General features: G+C 53.9%; 38 protein-coding genes. 6 read left to right on the forward strand and 32 right to left on the reverse strand.

Annotated elements, in window-relative coordinates; genetic code table 11:
* Window positions 1–5: 5 nt before the first annotated feature.
* The 22 genes from traU to ACX3P5_RS00180 form a co-directional block, all read right to left on the reverse strand.
* Window positions 6–998: a conjugal transfer pilus assembly protein TraU gene (traU, locus tag ACX3P5_RS00075; protein WP_235765188.1), complete on the reverse strand. Its 993-nt coding sequence runs from the start codon at window positions 996–998 to the stop codon at window positions 6–8.
* Complete coding sequence (locus ACX3P5_RS00080) at window positions 995–1336, reverse strand: hypothetical protein (protein WP_033774279.1); 342 nt, start codon at window positions 1334–1336, stop codon at window positions 995–997. The genes traU and ACX3P5_RS00080 overlap by 4 nt, the downstream gene beginning before the upstream one ends.
* 166 nt (window positions 1337–1502) lie before the next feature.
* Window positions 1503–1880, reverse strand: coding sequence for a hypothetical protein (locus ACX3P5_RS00085; RefSeq protein WP_311976894.1), 378 nt, complete (start codon window positions 1878–1880; stop codon window positions 1503–1505).
* A 58-nt stretch (window positions 1881–1938) separates the two neighbouring features.
* A complete protein-coding gene (locus ACX3P5_RS00090; protein ID WP_235765186.1) occupies window positions 1939–2364 on the reverse strand; it encodes a hypothetical protein in 426 nt (141 codons plus the stop codon).
* 263 nt (window positions 2365–2627) lie between these two features.
* Window positions 2628–3251, reverse strand: coding sequence for a type-F conjugative transfer system protein TraW (gene traW, locus ACX3P5_RS00095; protein ID WP_458968135.1), 624 nt, complete (start codon window positions 3249–3251; stop codon window positions 2628–2630).
* Entirely contained in the window at window positions 3248–3694 is a 447-nt protein-coding gene (trbI, locus tag ACX3P5_RS00100) for a type-F conjugative transfer system protein TrbI (RefSeq protein ID WP_311976821.1), read from the reverse strand. Before trbI ends, traW begins: the two co-directional genes overlap by 4 nt.
* Window positions 3695–3708: 14 nt before the next feature.
* The gene (gene traC / locus ACX3P5_RS00105) at window positions 3709–6354 is read right to left on the reverse strand and encodes a type IV secretion system protein TraC (RefSeq protein ID WP_458968136.1); all 2646 of its coding nucleotides are present in this window, start codon (window positions 6352–6354) and stop codon (window positions 3709–3711) included.
* Window positions 6344–6571: a hypothetical protein gene (locus tag ACX3P5_RS00110; RefSeq protein ID WP_033774285.1), complete on the reverse strand. Its 228-nt coding sequence runs from the start codon at window positions 6569–6571 to the stop codon at window positions 6344–6346. The genes traC and ACX3P5_RS00110 overlap by 11 nt, the downstream gene beginning before the upstream one ends.
* A complete protein-coding gene (traV, locus tag ACX3P5_RS00115) occupies window positions 6571–7113 on the reverse strand; it encodes a type IV conjugative transfer system lipoprotein TraV (protein WP_458968137.1) in 543 nt (180 codons plus the stop codon). The genes ACX3P5_RS00110 and traV overlap by 1 nt, the downstream gene beginning before the upstream one ends.
* Window positions 7114–7220: 107 nt before the next feature.
* Window positions 7221–7601 (reverse strand): hypothetical protein, encoded by a 381-nt coding sequence (locus ACX3P5_RS00120; RefSeq protein WP_033774287.1) that lies wholly within the window; start codon window positions 7599–7601, stop codon window positions 7221–7223.
* Between the two features lie 180 nt (window positions 7602–7781).
* A complete protein-coding gene (locus tag ACX3P5_RS00125; protein ID WP_458968138.1) occupies window positions 7782–8510 on the reverse strand; it encodes a hypothetical protein in 729 nt (242 codons plus the stop codon).
* Complete coding sequence (locus ACX3P5_RS00130; protein WP_311976823.1) at window positions 8507–9226, reverse strand: hypothetical protein; 720 nt, start codon at window positions 9224–9226, stop codon at window positions 8507–8509. Before ACX3P5_RS00130 ends, ACX3P5_RS00125 begins: the two co-directional genes overlap by 4 nt.
* 74 nt (window positions 9227–9300) lie before the next feature.
* The gene (locus tag ACX3P5_RS00135; RefSeq protein WP_033774290.1) at window positions 9301–9480 is read right to left on the reverse strand and encodes a hypothetical protein; all 180 of its coding nucleotides are present in this window, start codon (window positions 9478–9480) and stop codon (window positions 9301–9303) included.
* Entirely contained in the window at window positions 9473–9937 is a 465-nt protein-coding gene (locus ACX3P5_RS00140) for a hypothetical protein (protein ID WP_458968139.1), read from the reverse strand. The genes ACX3P5_RS00135 and ACX3P5_RS00140 overlap by 8 nt, the downstream gene beginning before the upstream one ends.
* A 15-nt stretch (window positions 9938–9952) precedes the next feature.
* Window positions 9953–10360, reverse strand: coding sequence for a hypothetical protein (locus ACX3P5_RS00145; protein WP_311976825.1), 408 nt, complete (start codon window positions 10358–10360; stop codon window positions 9953–9955).
* Window positions 10357–10890, reverse strand: a complete 534-nt coding sequence (gene rfaH / locus ACX3P5_RS00150) for a transcription/translation regulatory transformer protein RfaH (RefSeq protein WP_033774296.1) — start codon at window positions 10888–10890, stop codon at window positions 10357–10359. Before rfaH ends, ACX3P5_RS00145 begins: the two co-directional genes overlap by 4 nt.
* Before the next feature lie 11 nt (window positions 10891–10901).
* Window positions 10902–12287 carry an F-type conjugal transfer pilus assembly protein TraB gene (gene traB, locus ACX3P5_RS00155; protein WP_033774297.1) on the reverse strand — a complete coding sequence of 462 codons (1386 nt, stop codon included), beginning with the start codon at window positions 12285–12287 and terminating at the stop codon, window positions 10902–10904.
* Window positions 12284–13021, reverse strand: coding sequence for an F-type conjugal transfer protein TraK (gene traK, locus ACX3P5_RS00160; protein ID WP_458968140.1), 738 nt, complete (start codon window positions 13019–13021; stop codon window positions 12284–12286). Before traK ends, traB begins: the two co-directional genes overlap by 4 nt.
* Before the next feature lie 4 nt (window positions 13022–13025).
* Entirely contained in the window at window positions 13026–13625 is a 600-nt protein-coding gene (locus ACX3P5_RS00165; RefSeq protein WP_458968141.1) for a TraE/TraK family type IV conjugative transfer system protein, read from the reverse strand.
* 44 nt (window positions 13626–13669) lie between these two features.
* Window positions 13670–13972 (reverse strand): type IV conjugative transfer system protein TraL, encoded by a 303-nt coding sequence (traL, locus tag ACX3P5_RS00170; protein ID WP_167423853.1) that lies wholly within the window; start codon window positions 13970–13972, stop codon window positions 13670–13672.
* A gap of 6 nt (window positions 13973–13978) precedes the next feature.
* Window positions 13979–14398: a type IV conjugative transfer system pilin TraA gene (locus ACX3P5_RS00175; protein ID WP_235765175.1), complete on the reverse strand. Its 420-nt coding sequence runs from the start codon at window positions 14396–14398 to the stop codon at window positions 13979–13981.
* A gap of 232 nt (window positions 14399–14630) precedes the next feature.
* The gene (locus tag ACX3P5_RS00180) at window positions 14631–14834 is read right to left on the reverse strand and encodes a TraY domain-containing protein (protein ID WP_458968142.1); all 204 of its coding nucleotides are present in this window, start codon (window positions 14832–14834) and stop codon (window positions 14631–14633) included.
* A 353-nt stretch (window positions 14835–15187) separates the two neighbouring features.
* Here ACX3P5_RS00180 and ACX3P5_RS00185 point away from each other — a divergent pair, with 353 nt between their 5' ends.
* Genes ACX3P5_RS00185 through ACX3P5_RS00200 form a run of 4 tightly spaced genes read left to right on the forward strand, consistent with a single transcriptional unit; the run spans window position 15188 to window position 18126 of the window.
* Window positions 15188–15967: a helix-turn-helix domain-containing protein gene (locus ACX3P5_RS00185; RefSeq protein WP_458968143.1), complete on the forward strand. Its 780-nt coding sequence runs from the start codon at window positions 15188–15190 to the stop codon at window positions 15965–15967.
* 1 nt (window position 15968) lies between these two features.
* Window positions 15969–16403 carry a GNAT family N-acetyltransferase gene (locus ACX3P5_RS00190; protein WP_235765173.1) on the forward strand — a complete coding sequence of 145 codons (435 nt, stop codon included), beginning with the start codon at window positions 15969–15971 and terminating at the stop codon, window positions 16401–16403.
* On the forward strand, window positions 16400–16852 hold the full coding sequence (locus ACX3P5_RS00195) for a putative pterin-binding protein (protein ID WP_033774307.1): 453 nt from the start codon (window positions 16400–16402) through the stop codon (window positions 16850–16852). Before ACX3P5_RS00190 ends, ACX3P5_RS00195 begins: the two co-directional genes overlap by 4 nt.
* Window positions 16849–18126 (forward strand): sensor histidine kinase, encoded by a 1278-nt coding sequence (locus ACX3P5_RS00200; RefSeq protein WP_458968144.1) that lies wholly within the window; start codon window positions 16849–16851, stop codon window positions 18124–18126. Before ACX3P5_RS00195 ends, ACX3P5_RS00200 begins: the two co-directional genes overlap by 4 nt.
* 41 nt (window positions 18127–18167) lie before the next feature.
* Here ACX3P5_RS00200 and ACX3P5_RS00205 read toward each other — a convergent pair whose 3' ends face one another.
* Entirely contained in the window at window positions 18168–18566 is a 399-nt protein-coding gene (locus ACX3P5_RS00205; protein WP_458968145.1) for a relaxosome protein TraM, read from the reverse strand.
* 613 nt (window positions 18567–19179) lie between these two features.
* On the opposite strand from ACX3P5_RS00205, the gene ACX3P5_RS00210 reads away from it, so the two are divergent.
* Window positions 19180–19713, forward strand: coding sequence for a lytic transglycosylase domain-containing protein (locus tag ACX3P5_RS00210; RefSeq protein ID WP_424996886.1), 534 nt, complete (start codon window positions 19180–19182; stop codon window positions 19711–19713).
* 22 nt (window positions 19714–19735) lie between these two features.
* Here the strand turns inward: ACX3P5_RS00210 and ACX3P5_RS00215 are convergent, their stop codons facing one another.
* The 7 genes from ACX3P5_RS00215 to ACX3P5_RS00245 all read right to left on the reverse strand — a co-directional run bounded on the left by ACX3P5_RS00215 (window position 19736) and on the right by ACX3P5_RS00245 (window position 25151).
* Window positions 19736–20557, reverse strand: a complete 822-nt coding sequence (locus tag ACX3P5_RS00215) for a DUF932 domain-containing protein (protein WP_425042487.1) — start codon at window positions 20555–20557, stop codon at window positions 19736–19738.
* A 121-nt stretch (window positions 20558–20678) separates the two neighbouring features.
* On the reverse strand, window positions 20679–21593 hold the full coding sequence (locus ACX3P5_RS00220; protein WP_458968146.1) for a hypothetical protein: 915 nt from the start codon (window positions 21591–21593) through the stop codon (window positions 20679–20681).
* Window positions 21594–21948: 355 nt separating this feature from the next.
* Window positions 21949–22518 carry a hypothetical protein gene (locus tag ACX3P5_RS00225; RefSeq protein ID WP_377798232.1) on the reverse strand — a complete coding sequence of 190 codons (570 nt, stop codon included), beginning with the start codon at window positions 22516–22518 and terminating at the stop codon, window positions 21949–21951.
* Complete coding sequence (locus ACX3P5_RS00230; protein ID WP_264353597.1) at window positions 22515–22652, reverse strand: succinate dehydrogenase flavoprotein subunit; 138 nt, start codon at window positions 22650–22652, stop codon at window positions 22515–22517. Before ACX3P5_RS00230 ends, ACX3P5_RS00225 begins: the two co-directional genes overlap by 4 nt.
* Window positions 22653–22755: 103 nt before the next feature.
* Window positions 22756–23145, reverse strand: coding sequence for a hypothetical protein (locus tag ACX3P5_RS00235; protein ID WP_425048464.1), 390 nt, complete (start codon window positions 23143–23145; stop codon window positions 22756–22758).
* A gap of 671 nt (window positions 23146–23816) precedes the next feature.
* A complete protein-coding gene (locus ACX3P5_RS00240) occupies window positions 23817–24134 on the reverse strand; it encodes a hypothetical protein (RefSeq protein ID WP_377798314.1) in 318 nt (105 codons plus the stop codon).
* Window positions 24135–24218: 84 nt separating this feature from the next.
* Window positions 24219–25151 (reverse strand): hypothetical protein, encoded by a 933-nt coding sequence (locus ACX3P5_RS00245; protein WP_458968147.1) that lies wholly within the window; start codon window positions 25149–25151, stop codon window positions 24219–24221.
* A gap of 456 nt (window positions 25152–25607) precedes the next feature.
* Between ACX3P5_RS00245 and ACX3P5_RS00250 the strand changes: the two genes are divergently transcribed.
* The gene (locus ACX3P5_RS00250; protein WP_458968148.1) at window positions 25608–25742 is read left to right on the forward strand and encodes a hypothetical protein; all 135 of its coding nucleotides are present in this window, start codon (window positions 25608–25610) and stop codon (window positions 25740–25742) included.
* Between the two features lie 87 nt (window positions 25743–25829).
* Here ACX3P5_RS00250 and ACX3P5_RS00255 read toward each other — a convergent pair whose 3' ends face one another.
* Window positions 25830–26120: a helix-turn-helix domain-containing protein gene (locus tag ACX3P5_RS00255; protein WP_425048463.1), complete on the reverse strand. Its 291-nt coding sequence runs from the start codon at window positions 26118–26120 to the stop codon at window positions 25830–25832.
* Window positions 26117–26449 (reverse strand): type II toxin-antitoxin system RelE/ParE family toxin, encoded by a 333-nt coding sequence (locus tag ACX3P5_RS00260; protein ID WP_033774357.1) that lies wholly within the window; start codon window positions 26447–26449, stop codon window positions 26117–26119. Before ACX3P5_RS00260 ends, ACX3P5_RS00255 begins: the two co-directional genes overlap by 4 nt.
* Between the last annotated feature and the right edge of the window lie 49 nt (window positions 26450–26498).

The raw sequence follows: 26498 nt of genomic DNA on the forward strand, positions 1-26498 counted from the left end.
AGTCCTTACAGATAAACGCAGTTACGCTTTCGCCACATGAGGTAGCCGAAGTTCTTTTTCGTCGCTGGTGAGTTGTGTACAGAGCCCCAGAGCTGGGTCGTTGTGCCGAACGGATGACAGTCGTTTGGTTCGGGGTACATATTCACCATCTGATAACGCCAGCGTGATTTCGGGATGATCGGGGACGGATACTGATAGCAGACCGCCACGTCCGCCCCGACCGTCTCCATCACCAGTCCCTCCCGGTGCAGCTTGAAGGCCATGCGCTCGCTGACCAGCAGCGAGGCTTCCAGCGGTGAAAACTCATTACTGGTGAAGCCCGTAAACGGATACATCGAACCCTGTGCGCCGGCGCACCAGAACAGCGGGTCCAGCGGCACGCCCGCCGTGGAGGCAATCGAGTCAGCTGCACAGGCGCCCTGAGCCAGCAGGTTGTTGAAAAGCGCCACTTCCGGATTCAGGATCATGGCCAGCGTGCTGTCGTTCCACAGCGGGTCGACCTCAGACAGATACGCGATGTCCATGTCACCGGTCTGCATGCAACCCGTACTGGTGATGATGTTGAGCCAGTAAATCAGCGGATATTTGTACCAGTGCACGTGATAGAAGCTGCCGGGTGTGGGTGAGTCGCTCTGCCCGCCGCGTCCGGCACCGGTGCGGCCGAGGTTAATTTTGAAGCCGCCCATGTTCACCATGACGCCGGGCTCGCGCGTCACGTCGGTCAGCGCCAGCGGCTCCCAGAAGCCGATGGCCAGACCCAGCCGGTAAAAAATACCGTACGGGCACATCTGAATCGGCGAGGCAGGGTTCGGAGTATCGGGGTGCGCGCCTGATGCCAGCTGGATGCTGCCCAGCGACATCGGGAACAGGCACTTCCAGCAGACGTCGCTGATGGGGTTTACCCAGCGCCCGTCGCCGGCGTTGCTGGTCGCTGCCATGACAGGATTTGCCATGATCCCAGCCGTGAGCAGGCACATGATGAGAAGGAAACGTTTCATGAGCCTCTGACCTCTGTTTTGCTGCGGAGCCAGACGCAGACCGGGCCGTCATCCGTGTCATGAATGCTGCCGGTAAACCAGCCATCGCCTGCAGGTGCGGACAGCTGCCACTGACTGCAGTTACCGGTTCTCCGGAAGGCCTGCATCATCCAGTCCGGCGCGTCGTTTTCCATCCAGGTAAAGGCGGCTGCCAGGTTATGTGCGGAAAGCCAGGCCTCAAACTCGCCGGGCTGCGGATATTCATTGCCGTCAGCGGGCACAAAAAATTCAGGATGCGTCCAGCCGCCCCAGCGATCGCGCACGACCGGCTGAGCCGATATTTCAGCAGGGTGTGTCATAGGGTGAGATTCCGTAATGACGGCAGCGGAACTGCCGGAGTCAGACGTTAATCAGGCCTGCCTGCGGGGGGCAGACTGAGGCGTACCGCAGCAGCGCGAGGAACGAACAGTCTGCGCACTGCGGGCAGAAAAGGCATTCAGGTGGCCATAGCCACCCGGGGAGGATTTACTTCACCGCGCGGCACAGTCTGCCGGCAACATCGTCGAGTTCGCGGTCATAACTGGCACGCTCAGCCGCACTCAGAAAGCCCTGCTGCTTTACGTAGCCGTCAGCATCTTTTCTGACGCGGCCAGCCTGTTGCCATAGCTGTTCAGACTGCGCTTCCGTCAGGTGACGCGCTTTGCGGGCATTACCGATATCGGCCTGCAGCACGTTAATGCGTACCGATATGTGCGCCTGAAGCGGGTCTTTAATACTGCCTGTTTCCCCCTTCACGTCATGCTGAGCCTTTATATCGCATGACGGCCACTCCTGCGTAAATGACGAAGCGGCTGTGGCATGGCCGGCAGCCAGCAGCAGAAATCCTAACGTCAGCGTTCTCATTGCCTGTGTCCCTTAAAGTGATTATTCACGCGCAGAATTATAGACCAGCCGCTGTCAGCTACAGATCCGTACCATTATCCGCGGTATGACCGTCACGCCTGACAACGTACCAGCCAGCTGCCTCGGCTCCCCGCTGACAGCAATCTGTCCAGCTGCCGGTGTAGTCATCCTCTTCGGCATCCCGCAGCATCGCCTTTGCAGCTTCGTCGCTCTGGCGCGGGTTCAGGTAGCGGGAACGCGCTTTTACGATGGCGATACCCACGCGGGTCCGCACTGCATAGGGCAGCAGAACCTTTGACTGCGGCTCAGCACGAAGCGCAAAGCCTTCAGCCTCCAGCGCGCCGCCAAATGCCGCCAGCATGAACTGCCAGTAATGGCAGTTCGCCTCAGCAGCTGCAAGTTCGGCCATCTCGCGACTGCCAAACGGTGCCGGAGATGATAAGCCGAAAGCCACGTGCATCGGGTCCGGACTCTCGGGAGTCATTCTCCTGCCAACCCTGACCATAACGATGGCCAGCGCTATGAGAACAATGAAACCACCCACGGCCGGCAGGCCTGCCGTAAACGCGCTTATGCTCTCGGGTGCCAGTGAGATTTCGGCACGACAGGCAGGCGGGACAGGATCAATCCATACCGGTTGCATCACCGGCTCCGCGTGCAGCTGAACGGGTGCGGCCTCGGATGACGACGTAGAATGCTGCCAGTCATTTACCAGTCTCTGCACAAGATCATACGGCGTGTTATCACTCATTTCAGTGCCACCTCCTCTACCCGGAGCATCCTGTCCGCGCGCGTGATGCGCACCGGCGTATGCTCAAAGCCGAATTTCGTTGTTAACGTGCCGTACTGGTCGAAGTACACCGGCTCGTCCAGCGCGAGGCTGCTGTCGTGCACGTTGCCCTTCACCAGGATGACCTTAAAGTTCTGCAGCCCTGCGAGCTGCGGCTTCAGCCACGCCATCTGCTGCAGATTGTCACCGTCAACGAAGTACAGCGTCTCGCTGAAGGCGACCTTGTCCAGCGGATTAACCTTGTCGCCCGCCCGGGCGATGACGTTGCCGCGCATGTCGCGGATGGTTTCCCGCACCGTAAAGGTCGGGTCATAAAGGAACGCGCGGTCCGTTTTCGCCGGCGTCAGCCCGGCCACCGGTGCCGGACGTACGGCGTGAGCTTTCACCCTGGCCTCCGCCTCGCGCTGCAGGCGGTCCATTTCGCCGCTGTCCTCCATACCCTGCAGGCGCTGCCCGATAAACGTCAGCAGATCCGGCTCGGCAATCGGGAACAGGTGGCCGATAGTACCGAGCTCTTTCGCCTGCACGGGCTGAGTAACCACTGTGGCGAGCAGAAAAACCGCTGTAGCGAGTAGCTTCATCGCGTCTCCTGCATCTGACGGGCAATGTCAGCCTGAATGACCGGGGTAATGTCGGTGACGCCCGCAACCACCGCCCCCTTCACCAGGATGACGCCGCCGTGCGCGGCCTGCCAGTCAGACAGGCTGGCGTCCAGCGCGGCGCCAAAGCGCTTTGTCAGTGACTCCAGCGCCCCCTTTTCCACCGGCTGCTGCGCCGTCTGTTGCCGGAAGGTGTCGATGGTGCCTTTCATGTCGAACACCACGTAATCGGGCTGTACGGCCTTAGCAACCAGCGCACTGACGCCGGCGCTGAACGCAATGACCAGCGCGGCGAACGCTGCCAGCCGGGCACCGCGGCTGCGCATCAGCCGCGCTGACGCGGTCACGCGAGCGCCGTCACTCACCCCTGCGTTATCCTCGTTTTCTATGGCCACCTGCTGAGGCGGCTGTCTTTCTTCCTGCATCGTTTAATCCTCTTTTAAGCAGTGGTCAGGCCTGCCCAGCGCTCCAGTTCCTGCATCTCGGCCTGGTACATGTGAGGCTCGCAGGCCAGCAGGTATGCGGCCTCTTCGCTGGTCGCCCCGGCCTTCTGCGCCTCCGTCATGTACTGATAGTCTTCGCCGCGGGTGCTGAACATGGCGCGCGTGACCGGGTCAACAAAGACGCGATGGAACGAACTGTTTTCACCCGTTGAGATCATCACCGAGCTGAAGCCGGTATCGCGCGCGGGCTGGAAGCCGCGGATAACCTGCGTTTCAACTTCGCTGAACTGATCCGGGTTGGAATTAAGATAGGTTTTGAATGCTTTCGCATCCTGCAGCAGGGTCACTTTGGTGCCCGAACAGTCCCATGCCGCAGCGGCAGCCGGCGGTGCTGCTTGGTCTTTGGTGCCGGTAAAGTCCTTGATGCCCTGCGTAATGGTGATGAATGCCCCGCGGTGGCGGCGCACCGTACGGTACCCGGTTTCGATAAAACGGGCCGCGTGCGGATTAGAGCCGCTGAACAGGCGCCAGGCCTCATCAATAATGGCGACCTTTTTGAGGCTGCGCGGCGAGTGATACATCTTTTCCTGAATTGCCAGGATCAGCGAGTACAGGATTGCAGAGAGCAGGTGAGGCTGGTTCTCCAGGCTCAGCAGCTCCAGTACGGCAAAGCGCGTGTCGCCGTCGAGCGTCGGCTTATCCGAGTTGAAGTAGTCGCCGTTAGCTCCCCACGTACACCAGCGGTCCAGCAGCAGCACCAGTTCGTTGATGCGGTTCATGATGGTCGGCTGCTGGCCATATTCCTCTTTCACCGCCGCCGACTTCATGTACAGCACTACGTCATCAATACGTGCTGTGTTTTGCTTCGCCTCATAAGCCGCCACCACACCTTTGAGCAGGATGGTTTCGCTGACCTTATCCAGCGCTTCATTAGGGCTCGCCAGAACGGTCAGCAGGCCCTGAATACCCTCGGCGGACTCTTTAATGTCCCGCACGTTGGCGAACGGGTTAAAACGCAGCGTCGCACCGTCCAGGTAAGCGCCGCCCGCCTGCCGGCAGAAGTTCTTATAGCTGCCTCCCATGTCGATAACCCAGCCGAAGCCGCCGGCGTTCAGCACCTGTCGCAGGATTTCCTGTATAAAGAAGCTCTTTCCCGCCCCAGTGGTGCCGGTCACCGCGATGTTAAAGTTGGTGGACCCGTTGCTTTCGCTGAACATGTCAAAAAAGGCCAGCGCGTTGCGATAGGTCGGCAGCGGGCTGCCCGATGCTGCCATCTGACGCTCGGCCACGACCGGCATCAGGTTGACGGCGTTAAAACTCTTGCAGCGCAGGGTGGCGTTCATGTGCTTCATGTCGTCCCACAGCCCCTCCTGCATCACGAACGGCAGCGAGGTCATCCAGTTGCGCAGCTGCTGATAGCGGGGTGCGGACATTTCGAGGTCATTTTTTCGGAACACGTTAATAGCGGAGAGTTCACAGCGCTGCTGTTCGCTGTCACTGTCGGGCGTGAACAGCGTCAGGTTGAGGTTAAAGCTGCACATGGCGATTTCGTTGCTGGCAAGCCCCATGCGCAGGTCGCGCCACTCCTCATAGGTGCGCTGCGTGTTGGGGAACAGCTTGCCGTAGGAGGAGTTGGCCTTCTTGCCCATATCCTGCTCTTTGCGGAACGCCTCATTCTGGCAGCTTACCTGATCCTCAACGCAGATGGTCCAGCTCAGCAGGAACGGACAGGGAATGCCCAGGTCAGGAAAGCGCATGTTCTGCAGGTTGTCAGCTGCCTGCCAGAGTGCGAACCGTTTCGGCACCTTAGTCAGCTGCATGTTCACGATGCGCGTGCTGACCACCGCGTTGTCGCTGCTGTCGCTGACCGCCCGGTCACTGTGCTGACGGGCTGTGGTCAGCTTCAGGTGATCCGGATGAACCTCCATTTCGGTACTGGTGTCCACGCACTGGCGGTGCAGCTCCTGCTCCGGGTTCCAGTGCTCGCTGCCGACACTAACCTGCCCCGGCCGGTAGTTCAGCTGCTCGCGGATGACGGACAAAAACTCCGTCGGTCCCACGCGGCGCGTGTCCATGTGGGCGGCCAGCATTGAGACGCGAAGCGTTTCGCGCACCTGCGTCACCGCGTCCATCGACCTGATGCCGCCGGTGCCGGGGTGTGCATACACCAGGAAAACGCGGTAGTTACGCAGATAGAGCGGGTACTCACGCTCGTTGGCCAGCCCTTTCAGCGCCGAGCGCTCCCAGAAGGCTTTGGTAATGGCGTTCAGGCGCGGTGCCATGTCACCCTTCCACATGTCGCGGCTCAGCCCGTTTTCCAGCATGTCGCCCACGCACTTGCTGGCCACCATCAGCACCGTGACCGGCGTTTTACGGGGCAGCTTTTTACGCAGCAGGTCGTCGAGCGCCTGTACCACCTGCTGATTCGCGCCGGCGAGCGGTGCCACCTCCAGAATAAAGCCGACCGAGCGGCTGTTAATGAAGAGTTCGGACTTTTCATCAAACTCACGCCACGGCAGCAGGCTGGTCAGCGACGGGTAGCTGAAGCTCTCCTGCAGCGTCTGGCGCGCCATCCTGGCACCGCCCTCATCCCGGCTGCTGCTGAAGATGCCGGTGAGGTGATCGATAACGTTATTGATCATGCAGACCTCCGGCGCGCTCTCTTTTAAGCGCGGCCTTTATCAGGGTATGGAAGTGCGCGGATTTTCCGGCGCCAGGCGTACTGTGCGTAAAGACGTGTCCATAAGGGGGCACATCCACGAACATCAGTCCGGGCCTGACCCGGTGATGCAGTGCAGCTGCAGACGATGCGGGCGCCCGCTGTTCACAGGCACTGCTGAATGAAAAACGCTTTTTCATTACTCCCCCTCGCTGATTACGCGGAAATCTTCGTCCCAGCGGGACTTCTGCTTCACGAACTCCACCACGGCGGGCTGATGAAAGCTGTCCTGCTCGTCCACCCAGGGCGCAATCCACAGGCGCTGTGTAGCGTCCGGGATGCGGCGGGCATCCACCTGTCCCGGTCCGCTGTAGTCACCCGGGACCACAGGACCTGTGGCACCGGTACGGACCGGTAACGTGGATGCCCGCAGGTTGTCTGTGGTCGCGCTCTGCCCTTTAACCAGACACACGGTAGTCGTTGCCGTGCTTAACGGGCGGTAAGGGCTGACAGCGGGCTTCGTGTTGCCAGGCGTCGCCAGCGCCTCAGAGACAGGCTTTGGGCCGGCCTCCTTAGCTGCCGTCAGGTCGTCCAGGCTCTGATGCTTCGATGCAAGCCTGCTGGCATCGGACATCGACAGGCACTGGTCGGTCGCGGTCTTGTTACAGTCAAAATCAGAGTTCATGCCGGCGCAGCCGGTCAGCGCCGCGCATAGCAGTGCGCACGCAAAGAGTTTCTGCATGGTGGGGTCCTCAGTGGCGGCCGGGCCGCGATAAGTCAGGGAGATAAAAGGTGCGAGCTAATCGGGTGGTGCGGGTTGCCCTGGTGAAGGCACTAAAACAGGTTGGTTCAGCTAGTATGTTTACCTTTCATAAAGGTGTTAACCATCTGCCAGTCCTTAAACTCATCTTCGCTCATGACGCGATCGCGGCAGGCTGCGGTTATGTTTTTTACCGGCGCTTTTGTTTGCGACCAGATATCAGCATGTAGCATGCCGGGTGAAACCTGACGAATGACGTCAGCGATGTATGTCGCAAGCTGCTCAATTGTGATGTCTGTGAATGCGGGTATGTATCCGAAATTCTCTGCCAGCGGGCGTATTGCCGCATCCGGAATCGGTCGGGTGTTAAACCTTTCAAGCCGGAACAGCATATTGCCGCTGGATTGCCGCCCGTCTTTAATCCGGATTAGCAGCGAGTCCGGAACAGGAGTGGTTTCATCGTGGACCATTATTATCCTCGTTAAAAATCAGGTTTTGTTTAGAAAGGTGCGCATGGAGCCGCAGGGTGCCCTGGTGAAGGCGAAAGTATTGTTTGTAGTGTTGTGCGATAGCAGTCCCAGCCGGCAGCATAGGCTCCGAACTGTCTTCTTATTAAAGGTGGACTGTCAGCGGGATACGTGGAAGCTGATTTACCGGGTTTCCACACGCGGCTGGCTGACGGCTAGCAGACGCTGATCCACCCATCCATCTGCCTTGCAGGTCGCTACTGCCGAAACCGTGTGTTCCGGAGTCCAGTTAAGTACGGCAGCGTTATTTTCATGCACACTTTTTATGTCACCAAGTTCACAGTCGGGTAGCAGCACTTTGCCGTGACGAACGGCCGCAATCACAATCTTCGCAGACTGGCCATTTGTAAAGGTTGCCGGAACTGACCACTGAAAACTGACGTCAGACTGCTCAGTAACAGGTTGTGGGTTTTCACTGTTTTCCTCGCGGAGCCTATTGTTAATCCATTCACGATCACTGGATGACAGGTCATGCTGACTCAGTAACCAGATCAGTCCTGCCGTACCCAGCCAGCCTGGTCCGCTGGCTTCCTTTTCCCTGATGATGGTCTGAAGCTGAGGAGAAGGTTGTGGGCCGCTGCGGTTTTGCAAAGACTGAGGTGCTGAAGGTGAAAGTTTTGCTCCAGGTGACCTGCTGTCAGTTCTGCCCGTTGCCGTACTGCTTCCGGCTGCGGGCGTGAAGCTCTTATAAACAGGTGTACTGCCTGTGAAGGAGTTCCGGTAAGCCGGGCTGCGAGCGGCATAACCTGCTGACGATTTAAACGATGATCGGGAAGAGGAATTGCCCGCCATAACCGGCAATGACTGCAAAAAGCAAAGCGCAATAAGCGCTCCTTTCAGAAGATATTTCATTTCGCCTCCCAGCTGGCCTGCCCGTTCACGGTGATAATGCTTCGGTCCTGCGCGAGAGACTGAATGCGTAATATCTGCCTCGGACTTAGTGAAGCAGAATCATCATATGGCGCCTGGCTGCTGTCACAGTCTCCGGTACAGCGAAGCCGCCACAGCAGTGCGCTGGCCTCATCATGCTGCTCACTGTAAAGACGGCTCAGACTGGCTGGCGCCTGTGTGTCATCTGCAAGCCACGCCCGGGCAAAAAAAGCGGCCGCGCGGACACTATCTCTTTGCACCCACTTACCGCGTTCCAGTACATGAGCCGCGGTTGCAAGTATCTCTGCTGATGCGCGGTCACCCGATGAATGATCGGCAACGGTAATGAGCTCTGCAGCAAATGCTGGCATCCGGGATCTTAGTTCGGCCGGTGGCTCATCCCGCATAAACAGATCGGTTAAAGCCGCATAAGAGTGCTGGTCTAACGCTTTGCGATAGAGCGAAAACGAGAGGTTGCGGTAGTCAGTTTTAAGTTTTCCAGAACAGGATGGTAAAACCTGTTTTTCCGGACAGGCCTTTTCGCCTTCAGCATTCAGTTGCTGCCAGGCCTGCCACGGATCAGGATTCTGCAGGGCTTTGGTCCGTGTGGCGTCGAACTCTGCTTTTTGATTGTCACAGGCCGACAGCAGCATGACTGACAGCAGCATAATCATCTTTTTAACTTTATCTGTTACCACAACTCTTCTCCTGATGATGTGTGGGCTGACAGGAATACCGGAGAGCAGGCTGAATATGGTCAGGCGCAGTCCTCTCATCTGTTTAAATCTTCAGGCCCGGGACTATCAGAAGCCAGACGCTGACGAACCGACTCGATTTCGGTCAGCATTGCGGCCAGATGGCAGCTGCTCGCCTGTGCCTGCCAGGCGCGCCGGTAACGAAGCCGCAGCGCACAGAGCCGGATATGCTGCTCACGCTGTCTGTGTTTAGTCATCTTCACTTACCCCTTCTTCAGGCTGACGTTCAGTAAAGGCAAAATCACGCCGGGCGGGTTTAAACACGGCCCCGGTCTCTTTTTTAAGCCAGAGCTCGAGTACGGGTACCTCAATAAAACCGGCCTCCTTAACTGCCAGCTGCAGCTCGTGCCAGGCAGGAAGGTCAAGAGGCGTGTACGCCTCAAGCATGATGGCAAGCAGGTCCTGCCAGTTAAGCGGCTCCCGCAGGCGTCTGATAACCGCCGCTGCAGCAACGAATACGGGTATAACCAGTGCCGCGCCCGCCCACTCTGAGCCTGCTGCGTATTCACGCCAGAGCAAAGCAAACGCCAGACCGGCAAGCACGCAGGTCGCCAGCGTGCCGCCATACGGCAGATGGCGCCCCTTCCAGCAGGCCACCAGGTATCGTATCTGCGCCAGTTTCCGGCGACGTTTCTTCCAGGCTGTTAGCATCATGCGACTGGCCCCTTTTCAGAATCTGAGATTAAGCAGGGTTAAGAGCAGCGTAAAAAAGTACGCGATACCGGTGGTTAAGCCTGCAAAGAATAAGATGTCTTTTGGGCTGGGGACTGGCATCGCCCAGAACCATACCCCCCAGACAAGATAAAATGCCGCCAGTATCAGCCAGCACGCTGCCATCACCCAAAAGGTCACGCCCGCTAAATCCCTGAAAAGGTACGCCAGCAGAATAATAACGGGAGACGTTAACAGGGCCAGCCGCCAGACCTGCCAGCCCGGAAAGCCCGGGAAACCGGTCAGTCCCTCACGCATCGTCAGACCGGACAGGATGAAGTTAGTCGCCAGCATGACTGCAATCAGAACCACATAAAGGTGAACTCTGTTATCCGGATGACGACAGCGTTTAATAAGTGCCTTCATGCTGCCACCGGCCCGTGAGTTGACGTCCTACGAAACTGAATGTTTTGAGACCTGACCTTTTTGAGATCGAGCTCAACCAGTCTTCCCATAAGGTTCAGGAGAAGCATTGCGCGCTTTGCGCCCTGCGGCTCATGCCAGATAGCTTGCATGTTTTCAAACGTGCCATTTGTTATCAGAACTGTATCGCCATGCTCAGGGGCCTGCATGTCCGCCTGCGCGGCCGAATCAGCTCCGCGCTTCATGCGCTCCATTTCCGCATCACCCAAGATTGCTATGCGATTGCCAAAGCTGACTATGGTTGAGACTCCGCGCGTTGCTTTAATCGTCGTTGTATGAATTTCTTCAGGATCGAATCGTGCAAACAGATAGCCAGGAAAAAGTGGCTGGGGTTTAACCGGTTTAACACTTCCCCCGGCAACAAGCTGACAGGTGAAAAGCGGAAGGTAACATTCCACCCCCTGGTTGAGCAGATGGGCTTCGGCGCGTTTTTCCTGATTAAATAACGACTTGAGTACATACCACTGTTTCATCTGTCATCTCCTTAATTAATAGTGTCGCCGAGGCGCAGCTGGCTGGCCTGACGCAGAACTTCGTCAGGATTCAGAACAGGCGCACTGCCATTACTGTTGCTGACTGCCGGTGCAGTTGCTGAGGCCTGCTGCACGGCGGCCTGCGGGGCCTCCTGCTTCGCCTTTTCAGCTTCGGCATCCTCAATCGTTTCCAGACGGAAGCCATCCTGGAACACAACGGTGACCGCGTTGCCGGCGCCGATATCAATGACCGGGTGATACTGTTCGGCGCGCTTAATCCAGTACTGGCTCAGCGTGTCAGCCGCCTTGCTGGCACCGCCACCGAAGCCCTGTTTAAAGATGTCACCGGCGCCCACCGAGGCGCTGCCACCCAGCCCGACCGTAGGTGTGGCGGCGGATTGTATTCCCTCACCGAAGCCTGACATCAGCCCGGCAGCACCGGCGTATCCGACAATTACACCATTACGCATTACCGGTTTGCCGCGAATCCCCTGTTTGCCCTGGTAAGCAACATGCCCTTTAAACGGCATATCAATGTGCTTACCGTTCTTCAGGATGCAGCTGATGTTTCTTGTACGGACTTCGCCACGTTCACTGGAGATGTCACCCCAGATTTCTCCGGTAACGCGGCACTGGTCCATGCTGTACGTTTTACCGTTTGGCATAGAGACATCTCCAACAAGCGTAATAACAACTGCGGCGGTGTTCTGTTGACCAGTCACGCTGGCATTGGCGTCAGCCCCCTCAATCATGACCGCCTCAGAAAAGGAGCCGGAGGGTATCCAGGGAAGCTTTGTTTTTTTCTCAGTAAGCGCAGCGTAGGTGAAGGTATCGCGGCTCAGACCGCCCGGACGCACCGTGCCAGCGCCGGGATAGAAGGCCTGACCCTGCGACGGGTAAAATTTCCCGCCCTGTCCGGCGGCCGGTCCGCTACCGGGATTGTTGATGCTCCACTGTGCCGGACCAGACTGCCCGGTGGAGACCGGTGCATTAACGGGAGTAGTGCCTGTCGCCGGCGAGGTGGCTGCAGGGCCATTTGCCGGCCGGCCCGCCTGCTGCGTCTGCAGCTGACTAATTGCGTCTGCCATCGTGTTCAGCTTCTTCTGCAGCTCTTCATTCTGGCTTTTCAGCGTGCCGGTAAGCATTCCGAGGTCGCGCTCAAGGCCGGCGGTCTTGTTCTGCTGCTGCTGCAGCGCGGAGGTGGCCACCCCTTCGGTAAAGGACGTGTTCACCAGGCTGCCGGTCAGGTTCGGTGCCGCTTTCGGCGCGGGCCGGTTCAGTTCGGCCTGATGGTGTGAGTACGCCCAGATGCCCCCGCCAACGGCCAGCATGACCGCGGCGGCTACGCCGGCAATCACCCACTGGCGGCGGCGCGTGGCGGTATTGATGTTGCTCATGCCCCGCCCTCCACATCAGTCGAGAAAATCATCCACACGAAGCCTTCACCGTTAGCGTAAAGCGTGCGGGTTGAGAGCATCACTGCGCGCACCCCCTTCTGCCAGAACTGCTTTTCGCTCAGTTGCCGCGTAACGTAGCCGGTGTTTTTCATGCGATAGCGCATAACCCGCAGGTGAGAGCCGACAAGCTGACGCTCCGGGGTCAGCAGCACGCCCGCAGGCGGGTTGTACGCAGGACCGCGCGAGGCCTTCACCTCGGTGTAATTCTCCGGCACCTCGCCGCTGACTATGCTGCGCGCAACGCTGACCAGCGTTTTCTGGAAGGGCTGACTCTCCTCCCATACCTTCGCGTCCGGGTTGGGCTTAAGTGGCACATCCGCCGGTATCAGGTGCAGCGTGCGGCCATTACCGGGTTTGGGTGACACGTCGATCGAAACGCCTACGCCGCCAGCCGTTTCCAGGAAGATCGTGAAGTCCTGACCGGTCTGTGGGGTAATTAGCAGCGCGCCGTCGGCGGTGTTGCTTTTCAGGTAGGCATTTTCCGGACCGGTGATGCCGGTAATCAGCTCGCCGTCGATAATGATCTTGTTAGGACTGGTATTACTCATCTGCGCCTTAAGGTGCGCATTATTCTCAAACGGGGTCCCGGCCGGGCCGGGTACGGCGGCCTGCACGGCGGCAGGCGCCAGCGCCAGCACGCCGGCAACGGCAAGGGCGGAAAGGGTCTTTTTCATCGATTCAGTCCTGTTGCGGGCGGCGTTCAGGTTGAGTCCAGGGCACCTCTGGGAAGGCCGTCAGGCGGATAAGGCCGTCCACGTAGTGCACGCTGAGCCGGTAGGCTTTACTGGCATCCGGAAGCGAAATATTCAGGTTACCGTTGGTGGTGCTCGCGCTCAGCGTGCCCTGTACAGTGATGTCACCGTTGGTGGAGTCGGTGATTTCGTCATCGATGCGGAACACGGAAGAGACGCCGTTGTTTTTGATGTACTCAGCTTCGGCGGCGAGCTGCTTTTTCATGTCGTCACGGTACTCAGCGGGAACGAAGCGCAGCAGGGCAGCGTGCTGGCTGTCCACGGTTTCAGGTGTGACGGAAAGGCGGAGATTGACGAAAGAGCGCACCAGCATGCCGTTTAAGGCCTGGTCTCCGGAGGCGGAATCGGAGATGAACGGGCGGTCAAACATCATCGGGGTGGTTAGGGTCTTCTGCTTTTTTGCAAAGTGCCACGCCAGCGCGCCGGTGACGACGTTGCTGACGGCGAGAATAAACACGAGCAGCGAAAGTGCGCACAGGGCCAGAATGATTACCCGGTTGCGCCCCTCCCGGACCTGATACTTCATAGCGTTATCCTTTTAATAAGCGCCATCCGAAGATGGCGCGCGGGTTACTGCATCCAGTGCCGGTTGCCCGAGTCGGGCACGCGGCGGAACTGCAGCCGGAGCAGCGCGGTCGGCAGGTACCAGTAAAGAAGGTTCATGAGCCACCAGGTGCCCTGCCCCTTCTTCAGGTGACGGACTAACAGCCAGAGCGTGCCTGCCACAATCAGCATTACAATGAACATGTCGCAGAGCAGACCGATGCCCGCGCACGCAAGGATGAGCACGGCCTCCTCTGTGGGGAGTCCGCCAAGGCGTTTCTGCTGATTGAGGGTTTCCGGGAACTGGTACTTAAGCGATTCCCCGTCCATGCGGGATTAACCGGCCAGGGCGAAGAAGGTGCGGGTGATAACGATGAGGAAAGCCAGACCGCCGACGAACAGCATCGGGTTGCGCGTTTTGATGTATCCGCCAATCGAGATGATGATTTCGCCGATGTAAAACCCCCATTCAACAGTACTGCCATGACCGAACGTGTCTTTGGCATCCTGCTTCTGAGCGGCCAGCAGGTCAGTAGCTCCTGCAAGATGTGGCAACGCAAAGCACAGCATTGCGAGGGCTACCAGGGTTACATTTGCGCGATGCTGATAACCTTTTTTACAGGCAGTACGGACAAAACCTTTCACCATTTTTTTAGTAGATAAATATTTACCAGAGATGGGTTTCTGGCAGACATCAGACAATGCTACCGCCACGCTATCCGTTTTAACGGAAGCGAAAGTCGAAGTTTGCATCATTTAATCCTTAATCAGAATTAGGTTATAAAAAACGACTCACCATTTTTAAAATGGCGAGCAGTATCCTGCACCAGTAATATCTGATGCAGTCTGAAAAAACATTTTTAAGCGAATATGATTTTCGGTTTCAGAATGGGCTATGTATATCCACCTCCTTATATGCAGTAAGTTTACAGCAGCGTTTCATATACAGATTTAAATGAGAGGCATAGGCGGCGAAAAGACTCAAAAACTACTCAAGATCAGTGGCAGATTCGAATCTCCGACCGGTGGCGGCTAGGTCGGAAAATGATCTGAGTGAGTCTTCAAGTCTGATTTTTGCCTCTCGTGTTTTACTTCTTCCTGAACGCTTCGATGATTCCACTAGGACCTGGTTAGTCTCCTCTGACAGGTGGACTAAAACTGAACCTCCCCTGATGGATTTTGCATTGGCCATAAGGCGTCTCTTATGTGGCTAAAAACTAGCAAACTCAGCAACTTAGCTGCTAAAACTTACTTATAATCGCTTCGATTACTGATTAAAAATCACAACCAAACAACTCAAAAGAAACTCAGTAGTGATGTGTTTCTGTAAAGAATTATGCATGTATTGATAACTATTTCGAGTTGTTTTTGAGTATTTTACTATATAGAAACTGAGTTTATTGAAAAAACCTTTAATAAACAGAACTTTACCGGATCAAAAAACCCTTCAAAAGATACTCATTCGTGTATCATCTTTTGTTTAACCCAAATTCTTGAGTCACGGCGTTAGCTGGGTAAAACGTAACCGATGGACGGGAGTAGACTTTGGATACATCTAATAAAAACCTCAAAAAGGTATTAGAACTTTTTGAGCGGAAAGGAATCGATAAGAGGAAACAGGCGTCAACAATGGCTGATATCCTCGGTATTAAATATCAGAGCGCCAAACAAAAACTCGATGGTAAGAGAGGAGTTTTTTATAGCGAGCTAAAATCGATTTATGATTATTTCCACGAATCCCTTGATGAAGCAAAACCATATAACGGTATATTCATTGTTAATGATATGCACGTTAGATGTAATATTGTTGTCAGTGAGGAAAAGGTTGATATTAAAGAGCCAGGCATTAACTATGCATACTTTCATAAAAATTATTATGTAGTAAATCCAACAAGCGCGAAATTCAGTAAAGACATGAAGCAGGTAATAAGAATGGATTTTTTACCTGCGCCGAAACTGGCAATACTCGATAATGATAAAGAACTACTCGAACTATTAAAGTCAGTATCTAACAGATACGGTATTGATGCGTCGGTTTACGAGACTGCACAAGAAATGATGCAGGCGGTCGATAGGGAAGATTATGATGGATATGTTGTTGACTGGTTACTGGACTACAGCGAAAACTCTGAAGCAGTCATCAAGAAGATCCGCTCTAAAAGCGAGACAGTGCCGATAATCCTGCTCACCGGACAATTGAATCAGCATGAGCGAGAGATAGGAGAAATCATTATGGAATACGGAGTTGAACTGGTTGAAAAGCCAACTCGTGTTTTTATACTTTCCTCCATATTGCTGGCAAACCTCTTTTTTAAATGGCACTGAAATGGAATTAATTAAATTAACAGCTGAACATATAAAAGAAATGTACGACATAAGGTTTTCTGTTACCGAAAACTTTGTCCATGCCCATCAGATTGAGTATCTGCAGAGAGAAGTAATTCTGGCTGACGTTGCTCAGGGTGGTGGATGGATCTGCAAGATTGACGGTAGCTATGTGGGTTATGGCCTCGGCATTCATATACCCCATGCGTTGATAGGTGGTCTGTTTGTACGGCCAGAGTACCAGGGGCAGGGAGTCGGGGGAGCGATACTTGAAAAAATCACTGCGTGGTTTTTTGAACAGGGAGACACTGAAATTGAACTGACCACTGACGAACACTCATCAGCTGCTCGCTTCTATCAAGCGAGAGGCTGGCATAGTTGCGGTCATGATGAATATGGACAGTTGATTATGAAGAAAAGGAAAATGACTAAATGAAGTTACTCACAGCTCTTCTGTTCTCTGTGATCTCGGCCAAAGCAGCGTATGCTGACTCCTTTGTTCTGGCAGACGGCAGTAAAGAAATTACCGTCTCTACTGAGGATCTGGTCAAGCTACCAGTCACTTCAATAACTACAGCTACGAATTTCACGCCCAAAGCTACTTTTGAGGGCGTGACCTTCACAGAGCTGCTATCAAAATACTCGATTAAGGCATCATCTCTGAGAGTCTATGCCCTTGATGACTACAGCTACACCCTGCCAGTGGGAGAACTTTTAAAATATCACGTCATGCTGGCATACCGGAAAAATGGCCAACTGATCCCGGTTTCTGACCTGGGGCCTTTTGCCATAATCTACCCCAGAGATGAGCATCCAGAACTGAACAAACTGGAAGTGAATGCCAAAACTGTCTGGCAAATAAACAGGATTGAGGTTATCAAATGAAACGAAGGGTTGTTCCCGTCGTACTTGGCTTAGTACTGACACTTTTTTTTTCAGGTTCAGTTTTTTTTACTGTTCAGAAATTCAATGAAATCAAAAATCAGTATAAAAGTATTGAGCCAAACCTTGATAACTACTCGACGGCTGAAATCCTCTTCCTGGCATTTGAAAGAACCCGAACATCTGTTTACCAGACAGAAACCCCGGACAATTTCAAAACAAAGAAGTCTGTTTTTGACTCTAAAGTCAGAATTCTTAAAAACAAATCATTACGCATAAACTCATTTTATTATGAGCCCGATTTCCTTAGTGCACTTAACCTCCTTGAGAAGCAAAGCGCTGAACTAAGCAGGCTTAATGAATCCACACCGCCCTCAAAAAGGAAGGATGTACTCTTAGAGCAAATGAATAAGATGCAGCCTACGCTCATTAACCTGCAAGAAATTATTTATAAAATCCAAATCAGAAACTTCAACACAATAAAGTCATTGATACTGGATAACTCCTCATACACAGAGCTTGCAGCACTTTTTTGCATTTTCCTTCTTTTTACTTTAATCATTTTACTCTGGGTGCATATCGTAAAACTAAACTCAGCGATTAAAGGAAAAAATATCTTCATCTCAGCCATATATCATGAGCTATCAGGCTCTATTCAGAAAATCCAGTTATCTTCTGATATGATCAATGTGAGGGGGGATGTTTTAAATTCTGAAAAATACCTTGCTAAAATCACTTATCATTCTAATAAGCTTTATCAGCAGACAAAAGAAATACTCGAGTTTTCTAAAATCGAGATCGGTAATATTGGTGTTAATAACCTAAGCTTTTATATTGAAGATGCTTTAAATGCTGGCTTATCTCTCTACAATGAAAGCAATGCCAATAAAATAGAATGTAACATATATCCGCAGAACATTCTCATCAATGCTGATAAACAAAAAATCATATCAATAATCCATAACATTATTGACAACGCGAATAAAAACACTCATTCCGGGTTGATTAAAGTGCGACTTAGAGTGGCTAAGTCGTACTTATTTTTAAGAGTCAGTGACACAGGATGCGGGTTTGATACTAAAAAACTCAATCTACTTTTCCAACCATTCAATCAGGGCGCTGAGAGTCAAACCCGACAAGGTCTGGGCCTGGGACTGTCAATTGTTAAAAGTTATCTCAAAACAATGAAGGGGAATATCAGTGCACGTTCGCAAATCAATAAAGGCTCAACCTTTATGATCAGAGTACCGGTAACTGTAATTGATAAAGAGTCTTAATTATCCTGAAAGAAGTCCGCCGTGCCCGGACTTCTTTTCCATTACTCGCTCTCGTCTGGTTTAACGAAGTGCCTGTTATCTGCATCGCTTTCTGAGTTGTCTATTTCAGTAAGGTACTGGCTCAACATGGAATCAATACGCTCCGTCCCCCCGCCTCCCGTTGAGTTGACATAAAGCTCAGTCATCATCGTCAGTAATATCATTATGCCTTCTTTACTGCCGCTAACTTTACGAAGCAGCTCACGATTAAACTCACGCTGATTAAACGTATCTTCTGTGTTTTTAGCTTTGTGCATAATCAGGCCTAACCTGAGAAGTTCATTACATGTGGAGGAAAGACTGACCTCAGCAGGACTTGCTCCATTCTGTATGTCCAGAAGATAAATATCCCTGATTTCCTTTTCAATTTTATCTTTGACGTAGATACCCATTCTTCCCATTAATTCTTCTCCTGAACGTATTATTTAGGTTTTTATAATAACTTTACCAATTTGCGTCATGCTCTCCTGTCCGACCCTTCATCGCTTTCAGCTCTATGAAGCACTAATGTGCATGCAATTTGAGTCTTATACAGGTAGTCGTAAGCGACACCACCATGTCGTAGGGTGTGACACTGTACGATATGCAACACTATGATTGAACTAATTATCAACACTCCTACGATATAACATCGTAGCAAGCTATGACAACAGGTAGTAGAAACCTACGATATCATGTCGTAGGACATGACACTATCTTGTCGTAGTAACCTACGATAAAACAGGGACATACGAGCTAAACCCAATAACACATTTCCAGTAACGCTCTGATTTTAAATAAAAAAACAGCAAGATAAAATCTTGCGTGGGGTGTGATGAAATCTTACCCCCGAAGAGCGGCTTGGTAAATAACGCTATCCTGCTGAATTCTTTATATCCCTGACGGGGTTCGTCACCTACCCGCCAGCGCAACGTGCGCGTCTGTAACGAATTATCTTGCAAGCGATGATCTGAGCGGGTATTTTCCACTCGAACCCGCCTGGCGCTTTACGCGCACGTACGTGAGATTATCAGAATGAAATTATTGGCTGCTCTCGCGCTTGCCGCTGTATTCAGCGCGCAGGCTGCGCCGGAAATGTGTTTCACAAAAGCCGGTCAGGATTTCGGTATTGATCCGCGTCTCCTGATGGCACATTCCATTCAGGAATCACGCATGCGTAATAATGCGCTGAATACGAAAAGCAGCGGCGGCACGCATGATGTCTGCAATATGCAGATAAACAGCTCTCACTTTAATCAGCTGAGAAAGTTTGATATTACGCGGGAAAGGCTGCTGAAAGATCCGTGCATCTGCATTTATACCGGTGCGTGGATCGAGGCGCGAAATTTCAGACAGTATGGCAGAAACTGGGACAGCGTCGGGATGTACAACACCGGCCCGAGTCCGAAGCTGATCAAACAGCGTCGTGAATATGCTGCAATCATCAAGAGTATTTACCGCGTGCTCATTGCACGGGATGAGGTTTACACCGCAATGGCGAAGCAGAATAAGAAAACGCCCGCGCCTGAAAATTTCTTAGCTGCGGACGTAATGCCTGACAAAAAATAACCCCGGCATGCCGGGGTTATTTTCATGATTTGAGTTTTGCGAACTCCTCCGCCATCTTCCACAGCGCCTGATTCAGCTTTATATCGCCGTCGATACCTGTGACTGCCCGGGTCGTGGTTCTTTTTCCCTTCGCCGTTCTGCCGAGCAATCCCCCCTTGATTAGGTTCTCCTGCACGATATTAAACGCGGTCCACAGGTCGGTGCCTTTGTCATACCAGGCGCGTGGCTTAATAATACGCTCAGCTGACACCGGCGGCTCTTTGCCGTCATATTTATATTCCAGCGCCAGCTGGCCCAGCAGGCGGCGTTCTTCACTATTAACCTGAATGGATTTCATCATGCTGATATTATTTTCCACCTTATCGAATACGCCCAGCACCTCATAAGCACCTTCAATAACCTGCGATACAATATCCCCCTTGTGTGGCACGCTGATTTCACCAAACGATTTCCAGCACACCAGGCCATTCGTGCAGACCTGCCGGAAAATACCGGGGATCATTTTATAACTGCTGGAGCCGTCATGGCTGTTCAGTAATACGATTTCCGGCACCTCTTCGCCGCTGTTATTATTTCCCCGGCGCAGTCGGATCATGTGTTTGGTAAATTCGCGTCTTTCCGGGTCGCGGACGCGCGACTGGCTGGCATAAAAAGGTTCGAACCCTTCTTCACGCAGTTTATCCAGCAGTGTAATGGTCGGAATATAGGTATAACGCTCAGAGCGTGAATCATGCTTTTCGGCTGAAAATGCGCTCGGAACAATGCGCATCAGCTCATCATTATTCAGCGGGCTGTTTTTACGGATAGCAGTGGGGGCTGCATAGCGGGAAGAAAAACGGACCATAATTAATTACCTCATAAAGAAATAGTGTAAGCTTTCAAACAGAAAGCTTATATAGCGGCCAGCGATTAGCTGAATATCAGATATCTCACTCCCCTGCAGAGCGCTGCAGGGGAGTGTGTTTTCATCCTCTCAGGTGCGAAAATTGCCAGTGGCAGAATGGGCTGTATTCGTTAGTCCGGGGCAGGTTTTGCTTCGCATATTTAATCAGCCCTTCATGCTCAGACCAGAACAGATCAAGCGCCGCAACATTCAGCTCACCTGCGGCTTTGTAAACGTTAGTAGTCTGGTATTCGGTATTTTCCGCATACTCTTCTTCACCAATCGGATTAGCTGAATGCACGATCCGGGTTTCATAGGTTTTCGGTGCAGAGCCTGCCGCTGGAGGATAAACAAAAACCGTGATCTGCAGTTTTTCATGCGCGTTAATCAGCAACATCTCGATTCCTGAGCGGAATTTTCCCGTATTAAAATCTGCCTCTTCGCGCGTAAAGGTTGCCGCCGTCAGATACTCCAGATTCATAGCAAAATCGCTACGCAGCGCCGCGGTGTTCACATTGAACTGCGGATGATCCTTGAAAAATAGACTGCGACGTAATGCACGGCGGATAGCTTCATAGCTGATTTCTTCTGATGGTTTTGCCGTTAAAGAAGATGATTCTTTAGATTCTGAAGCCGGGGTGTTGACGTTCAGCTTTGACATGTTGTGTCTCCCGTGTGGTTTATTCGATGTTTCTCTGAGTTCCTCGCCGTGAGGGCAGAACGGGCGCACGGGGATCAGGCTGAGCGCAGAGGGAAACGGCAAAGCCGCAGCCCGAAGGGACCGGGTGCAGCCGTTTAGCTTGCGTCCCTTGCGCGAAGGCGCCCGTGTGCCAGATTTCTGCACGGCGAGGGATTCAGGAAACGAAACAGAACGCGGGAGATGAACAGGGCACAGCACCGGACGGCGGCCCTTTGCCGGTCCGGTCTTCAGCGGCCCCGATTTTGGGGCCAGTGAACGCACCGGCGACAGCCGGTTGCAGCCCTTGACCTCAGCCATCAGGCCCTATGTCCGAAACCCGAAGGGGTTCGGCGGAGCTTACCGGCAAAGCCGGTTAGCGCAGTAGGACTGACGACCCGGCAACGCCGGGGAGCCGAAGGTGGCCATGTCCCGGCCCCTGAAGTTGATGTTTAGTCAGTAAAGGCAGCCATAGCACCAGAAGCGGCATTACCGGCAAAACCATCCGGACAGCAATGAGACACACGGCATCACTGGCAGACTACAGAGCGCGCGGAAGGGGAAAGCCGGTGCGTCAGCACCGGGTTTTGCCTGGCCTGTAAGGCCTGCTTGGTTTTTTCGCGGTTCAGCACCCCGCTCATGGCCAGAATGGCCGGTGTAAACCGGCCTTAGCACTCTAGATTATGACCTTCCTGTTATAGGTCGCTTTCCAGTCCATGTATTCTGGTCCGTCACGAAGCGGTGAAAGACTGGTGAGATTTTCGGCTAAACCGTTCATGATCAGAATCCGTTCCACAGCCGCAAACCAGTCTTCCTTGTCGCCAATCGGAAACCACAGATTCGAGTTGTCACCGCTCAGCAGCGGATGATTGCAGAAGTGACCCCCCCTGCCCTGCGCTGTTATGCAGCCCGTCACGATACAGGAGGCGCGTACCGTTTCACTCAGGGCACTGCGAGCCAGTGTTTCCGCTATATCACCCCAGCACCACTCGCCATCAGGCACCGGCAGCTCGATACACCGTAACGAATGACCACCCGCCCGTGCGGTCAGCCTGGCAATGTCTGACACACCCGTTTCACCATATGCACCGTTTGCCTCGCAGACATAATGGCCATTGTGCCAGAAGGACTCTGCACCATTATCCAGGCGAATAAGGCAGTATTTGCCCATCACTCTGGTGATATCGTCCTGCTGGATCGGGCTGGTGAATGCTGTGGAATGTGGATGCTCAATAATCTGGCTCATTGCTGCTTCTCCACCTGACGCGCTACCTGCATCCACTGTGAAAACAGCATTGCTGTTAAATGTGCCAGCTGGCCGCTGCGCATGGCGTTTACAATCGCGATGGCATGTGCGACGATTTGCATGTCAAAAATCATATATCTCTCCAGATTCTGGTTTTGATGTTGCCGGTATCTCGTAAATACCGGCGGTGAAGAAAGCAGAGGAAACTCTGCTTTTTTTACATCTGTACTTCGCTCATCAGGCAATATCCGCTTTATGCATGGCGTATCCGGCTTTGAGAATCAAAGCCAGTTCATTGCTTGCGTATCCCCATGCTGCATCGCCTATTCCGTCTGGATAGCCGTGCGCAATGTGTTCCGCCTCAATCCACGCTTTAAATGACGCCAGCGGGATCATCGGGCGCGGGCGCGACCAGTCAGTAACCGTGTTGCAGACCTCTTCAGCCATATTCCTCAGCGTGCCTGTGAGAAGTTCAAAACGTTCTTCCTTGGTCATGCTCTCCGACTTCAATAATCTGAGATAATCCAGGCTCTGAGCCAGTGCCGGATCAAGGCCGTTGATGTTTAGCCCTTCAGCCCCGGTTTCGGTGGTTTTGGTTGCGGCGGTTTTGACGTTCTGTGTGTTCATGCTGGTTCTCCTCTGATGGTTACTAAAACCCTGTTTCGGTTGGTATGGAGCGGCGAAGGGCATAAGTAGCACCGGCAGACGGGCGAACACGGGGCGTCACCGCAGGCCGCAGCGCAAGCGAGCCGTCTTTCTGGCGAGTGCGAACGGGCGAGGAACGGCGAAGCGTACCCCTAGTGGGCGAACGGATGACTGTGCTACGAAAAGCCCTCCGCTCCGTACCAGCCGGAAAAGGGTGACAGCACAGGGATGAGCATGAACACAGTCGTCACGACGGAACGGCGTGACGCCCTTAAAGGGCGCAGCGCGCCCGGTTGAAGCACCGGCGACAGCCGGTTGCAGCCCTTGACCTCAGCCATCAGGCCCTATGTCCGAAACCCGGAGGGGTTCGGCGGAGCTTACCGGCAAAGCCGGTTAGCGCAGTAGGACTGACGACCCGGCAACGCCGGGGAGCCGAAGGTGGCCATGTCCCGGCCCCTGAAGTTGATGTTTAGTCAGTAAAGGCAGTAATCGCAGAATGATTGCCACAACCGGAGCTGTCATACAGACAGCAGAGAGACACCCGGCATGACTGGCAGACTACAGAGAACGCGGAGGGGTATAGCCGGTGCGTCAGCACCGGGTTTTGCCTGGCCTGTAAGGCCTGCAGTCTTTGCGCCCTGCACGGCACGGATTCAGCTTCCGGTTTCATTTTCGAAATGTTCACCGGCGCGGCGCAACAGCTCTATAAACGGCAGGTCAGCCGCGTTGCAGAGGTGCATGAGGTTGGCGAGAAGATCGGTCATCGCTGTTGAAGCCAGGTCATTTTCATTGTCCAGTCCAGTGCTACTGGCGAATGTCTTAATGGCCGCTGCGGCGGATGCGATGGCTGCACCATCGTAGCTATCCTGCTGCATGAGACTAGCCAGACAGCCGATGTCAGCGATTTTCAATGATTCAGGCTGCGAAAATGCCGCAGGCAGTCTTACATCGGGTGCAGTGTTATTTACCATGGGGAGCTCCTGTTACTTTCGCGCCAGCATGGACGTGCTGCCTGGTGCTCAGTGCATTCCAGGCAGCGCCAGTCATGCGATGGACTAAAATTCCATATTTTCCATGATTTCTGTTTCATCGAGGCGTTTTGACGGATGCCGGTACTCCCTCAGAGCTTTAGCCACTTCCGGATCGTTCCGCCATACGGCGTGAACGGCGTTGAGGTTGAGTAAGTCGGCCTCGCTGCGTAAGCTGCGGGCAGTACCAAAGTTATCCCAGCCTGACTCGAATGCAGCCTGGCTCAGCAGTGCCGCTTTCTGTTCAGCGATCCGTTCAAGTTCCGCCGGATCGGTTTCAGGTACAGTCCATTCCAGCTTACTGGCATTGCCGCGCAGCACAACTCGATGTGCAAGGTCGGTGATCGTGACGACCTTCGGCTGAAAGCTTAGTGCATCGTAGTCGCTCAGTTGCCAGTCATTGTTCAGATCAGCCTGAACCAGCAACTCCATTGCCTCCGTGATGGAATCAGCACGGCCCAGGCAAACTGCCCCATCCTGCCAGTACGTGCCAAGATTTCGATCATCCTCATGGAACTCCATGCAGCCGTATACGGTGACGCCAAAAGGACGGGCACTCTCAATATATAACTGACGCTCAGCCTCACGACATCCGGGAGCATCGGCCTGCAGCCATGCCAGTTCCGGCAGATCAGGACCATCCACGGCTTCCCACGCTTCAGGATACAGTTCCATAGCCAGAGACCGCACGGACGACGCCAGCTCATACCCGGACGGTGTGACGATGTCTCCCCTGTCAATCATTGTGGTTATGCACGCAACTGCCAGCTGCAGGTCATCGAAAAACTCCTCAGTATCAACGCCCAGTTTCTGCATAGCACGGTGCTTCATCAGATCGCCTTCCAGCTTCGCCAGACTAACCCGGCGATTTGTGCGCATCGACAGATGCACGTCGAAGTTTTGTTTTACCCAGGTTTCGGTGGTTTTGGTTGCGGCGGTTTTGACGTTCTGTGTGTTCATGCTGGTTCTCCTCTGATGGTTACTAAAACCCTGTTTCGGTTGGTATGGAGCGGCGAAGGGCATAAGTAGCACCGGCAGACGGGCGAACACGGGGCGTCACCGCAGGCCGCAGCGCAAGCGAGCCGTCTTTCTGGCGAGTGCGAACGGGCGAGGAACGGCGAAGCGTACCCCTAGTGGGCGAACGGATGACTGTGCTACGAAAAGCCCTCCGCTCCGTACCAGCCGGAAAAGGGTGACAGCACAGGGATGAGCATGAACACAGTCGTCACGACGGAACGGCGTGACGCCCTTAAAGGGCGCAGCGCGCCCGGTTGAAGCACCGGCGACAGCCGGTTGCAGCCCTTGACCTCAGCCATCAGGCCCTATGTCCGAAACCCGGAGGGGTTCGGCGGAGCTTACCGGCAAAGCCGGTTAGCGCAGTAGGACTGACGACCCGGCAACGCCGGGGAGCCGAAGGTGGCCATGTCCCGGCAGTGGCAGTGGCAGTGGCAGTGGCAGTGGCAGTGGCAGTGGCAGTGGCAGAATCAGCCCGGTTATCAGAAACAGCAAGCTATCAGCATCAGATGGGAAGGGATGAAGAAGGTCAGGTGAAAGGGTATAACCGGTGCGTCAGCACCGGGTTTATCCTGCCCCGCAGGGGCTACCGCCCTGGCAGTTTGCGCGGGGCAAAAAGGCAGCTCACGCTGCCTCTGGTTCGCTTATCTCAATATTGGTTATGTGCAGTCCGGCATGAGCCATCATGCTGACCAGCTTATCAATCGAGAAGCAGTTAATTTTGCCTCCTGCCAGCTCGGACACTCTTGGCTGTGATACGCCCAGCGCAGCGGCGGCAGTGGCCTGATTCAGGCCATTACGTTTAATCCAGCTATTCAGGCGGCTCACTAACTCGGCGCGGAGTTTCATATTTCCTGCCTGTTCTGGCGTTTCGCTGATCGCGTCCCACACATTATCAAAAGTCTGAATATTCATTTTTTTCGCTCCTCTGCCAGTCTGCGATAACGATTCCGGGCAAGTTCCACGTCACTCTGGCTGGTCTTCTGTGTCTTTTTCTGGAAGCAGTGCAGCACATACACGGCCTCTTCAAATTTGGCGACATACATGATCCGGAAAATGCCGTCATTACCCCGGATGCGTATTTCACGTGCTCCCTGACCGACTGAAGCAAATGGCTTCCAGTCGTCCGGCTCCAGTCCCTGCTGCACCAGGTCAAGCTGATACCCTGACGCGGTGCGGGCCTCTTCCGGGAAAGCCCGTAAATCCTCAAGACTGCTGTCAATAAAACTGATTTTCTTACGCATCATCCCCTCATTATACGAAATTTCGTATATTGTGCAATTTCTGCATGAC

It is taken from the genome of Pantoea sp. S-LA4 (assembly GCF_054482835.1).